Here is a 2,973-nt window from a genome sequence, read left to right as displayed (position 1 = left end):
CAAACTTCAGACATAAAGAGACAAATAATTTCTTGTCTTGATCAAGTATTCCCAGAATACGAAAGATTATTCTCAGATATGTTTGGTAAGACTTCTAGAAAACTATTGTTAGAATCACCGTTACCTGAAGACCTGTTGAACATTGAATCAACTCATCTTACTAAACTTCTAAAGGAAGCTAGTAAGGGGCGTTTCACCGAAGAGAAATCAATGCTTAAGGTTGATGAAATCAAAAATTTGGCATCTGATTCCTTTGGGATCCAAATAGCTTCTGATGTCTTTAAAATGCAGATTCAACTGTTAATCCAACAAATTGAGTTACTCGAATCTCAAATAAAAGATGTTGAAAGTAAAATCAATGAACTCTTAGAAAAAGATGATCATCACTTAACTACCATTTCAGGTATTGGCTCTATTACCGCTGCCACAATAATTGGTGAGATAGGCGACATTAAACGTTTCGAAAGACCAAATCAGTTGTTAGCTTTTGCGGGATTAGACGCATCTATACATCAGTCAGGTGATTTTACAGGTACTAATAATCGTATATCTAAACGTGGAAGTCCATATTTAAGACGAGCCATTTGGCAAGCTGCATTTGTCGCCTCAAACAAAGATCCTGCTTTATCTGAGTATTATCAATCTCTAAGAGCTAGAGGTAAGCATCATGGAACTGCGATAGGCGCAGTTTGTCGAAAACTTGTTAATATAATCTTTGCGGTTTGGACTAATGATAAACCTTACGAAGTAAGGCATCACTCAAATAAAGAACAAGAATAAGTCTAATTTAAAAATTTAAAAAGTTAGGCTTATTTGTCATGCATAAATTTATTAGTATCACCACTTTCAAAGGTCGAAGCTCAACATAAAATATACTCTAAATTATGTTGACATTTTTATAGCTGGCTTATTAGATTAAAGACTGATTTTAAAGTTTTAGAACCCCTCATCTAACACTATATATAATTCTCATGAAAAGGGTTCTATACTTTATCTTTATCTACTATCTGTGAATAAATGGTATTCGTACTTTATACACTTAATACTGAATAGTTAGTTTCTGCTAAAGCAGCATTGAGCGTTTCGGTATCAATCTCTATTTGACTTTCAAGCACTGCTTTTTTAGTCGCTAAATCAACCTCTACAGATTCAACCCCTTCAATAGCTGAAAATCTTTCTTGCACCGTGTTCGCACAACCTGCACATTTTACGCCATCTAATAAGACTTCTTTTTTCATTATTTTATTCCCCCTTTTTTTATCTTCTTCATTTATATAGAATAGGAAGAAGTTTAAATCCCAGATAAACTCCGTGTTTTCTAAACAACTGGTGGTTTGAATCGTCTTAACCGTAAAGCATTGAGCAAGACCGATACGGAACTGAAACTCATGGCGACTGCCGCAAACATTGAACTCATCAATGGTCCGCTAAAAATATACAAGAGACCCATCGCAACTGGAATACCTACAAAGTTGTAAGCAAAAGCCCAGAACGAGTTTTGTTTAATGTATGGATATCCCAAAACGATTTGAAAGTTGCTTCATTCTTTTTTCTCACGCTTCTCTGCTCGTGAATTATCTTGAGTCTCAGTTGTTTATAATACTGCTGTATAGCCACTATTGGATACAGCACCAGTCACATCTACTACAGAAATTACTGACGGGTTATAAGAAACTTGCATTTTTTCTGTCGCTAAATTGACTGAAGCTTTATCTACGCCTTACAACTTTCCGACAGCTTTTTCAATTGTCTGCGCACAAGATGCACATGTCATACCTTCTATGGCAAATGATTTATTCTCCAATTTTCTCGCTCCTTATTCTTCATGATAATGTAAATGGCAATCGCATTGCCCTTCTGCACACTGACAATCAACTTCTTCTACTGCGAAAGCTTTTTTCATCTCTAATATTTCTTCTAGCCGTTGGATATCATCGAAACTTAAAGTATGATCTTTAATGATACTCTCTATTACATTCCCGACCTTCTTCCGACAAATACGATCGAAAATATGGTTTGTAAAACTTCTTATCGCTTCTTTCTCTTCGATATTTGCCGAATAAATATATTTTCTACCTTCTTGCTCTGTATTCAGTGCGCCTTTTTCCACGAGTCGACCTAAGAGCGTCTTGGTTGTCGCTTGTTTCCAGTCCAATTTCTCTTCCAATGTAGAAATGACTTCTTTACTAGTCACTTGGGTATTCGCCCAGACTACACGCATGACTTCCCATTCAGCATCGGTTATATGGAGGTTTACAGCTCTAGTACTCATATTCTCTCCCCTCTTTCGTTTACATACGTAAACGCTAATGTTAAGTATAGTTTACATTAGTAAACGATAGTTGTCAATAGTATTTTTAAAATAGGTTTTTTCGTGATCTTACTCTTATAAGTCTTCGAGATTCTTAAAATATCTTATAAAAGTTATATAAATGAACAAGTGAATTATAATAATTCCTTCTTATATTGTTATCGATAAATTATTTTAATTTAAAAAGGAACATAAAATCCCCATACATAATCGAAAGAATACTAGAAATCAATAATCTTGAAACTATCACGACAGAAGTAGTGGAAGCTGCACGAGATAGTTTAGTCATTCGAGTAAAATAAGTCACAAAAAGGACTATTTCATTTAGCGAAATAGTTTTTTGTTCTATTAGTGCAACATAGCGCTTGAAGTTAGTGTGAAATAAAACCAAAATTTACAGTTTGGGGCCCCCGAGCTAGACCAAGCGAACACTTACTTTAGTTTGGTGAGAGCTGGGCTAGACTAATCAAACACTTACTTTGGTTTGGCGAACCCCGTGCCAGACCAATCAAACACTTACTTTGGTTTGGCGAACCCCCGTGCCAGACCAATCAAACTCTTACTTTGGTTTGGCGAACCCCGTACCAGACTAATCAAACTCTTACTTTGGTTTGGCAAACCCCGTGCCAGACCAATCAAACACTTACTTTGGTTTGGCGAAC

The 2,973-nt window shown here is 35.8% G+C and carries 3 protein-coding genes and 2 pseudogenes; 1 reads left to right on the top strand and 4 read right to left on the bottom strand.

Annotated features, from left to right (window positions below; genetic code table 11):
* Positions 1 to 780, top strand: a 780-nt coding sequence (locus tag HMPREF9707_RS01650) for an IS110 family RNA-guided transposase (protein WP_006700975.1), incomplete at its 5' end; no start/stop codon positions are given.
* 251 nt (positions 781 to 1,031) lie between these two features.
* Here HMPREF9707_RS01650 and tcrZ read toward each other — a convergent pair.
* The 4 genes and pseudogenes from tcrZ to HMPREF9707_RS01640 form a co-directional block, all read right to left on the bottom strand.
* Positions 1,032 to 1,238, bottom strand: coding sequence for a copper chaperone TcrZ (gene tcrZ, locus HMPREF9707_RS01645; protein ID WP_006700974.1), 207 nt, complete (start codon positions 1,236 to 1,238; stop codon positions 1,032 to 1,034).
* Positions 1,239 to 1,318: 80 nt separating this feature from the next.
* Positions 1,319 to 1,507 (bottom strand): annotated as a pseudogene (locus tag HMPREF9707_RS08660) (hypothetical protein); the annotation flags it as partial.
* Positions 1,508 to 1,594: 87 nt separating this feature from the next.
* A pseudogene (locus HMPREF9707_RS09280) lies at positions 1,595 to 1,774 on the bottom strand (cation transporter).
* Between the two features lie 42 nt (positions 1,775 to 1,816).
* The gene (locus HMPREF9707_RS01640; protein ID WP_006700973.1) at positions 1,817 to 2,272 is read right to left on the bottom strand and encodes a CopY/TcrY family copper transport repressor; all 456 of its coding nucleotides are present in this window, start codon (positions 2,270 to 2,272) and stop codon (positions 1,817 to 1,819) included.
* Positions 2,273 to 2,973: the final 701 nt, after the last annotated feature.

The sequence above is a fragment of the Falseniella ignava CCUG 37419 genome, assembly GCF_000301055.1.
In the GTDB taxonomy this organism is placed as follows: domain Bacteria; phylum Bacillota; class Bacilli; order Lactobacillales; family Aerococcaceae; genus Falseniella; species Falseniella ignava.
Note: the sequence above shows the minus strand (reverse complement) of the source record. Positions and strands in the feature narration are given on the sequence as shown.

Bases quoted from the DNA above. Each gene is read 5' to 3' on its own strand.
- tcrZ (WP_006700974.1), bottom strand. From the start codon at position 1,238: ATGAAAAAAGAAGTCTTATTAGATGGCGTAAAATGTGCAGGTTGTGCG.
- HMPREF9707_RS01640 (WP_006700973.1), bottom strand. From the start codon at position 2,272: ATGAGTACTAGAGCTGTAAACCTCCATATAACCGATGCTGAATGGGAA.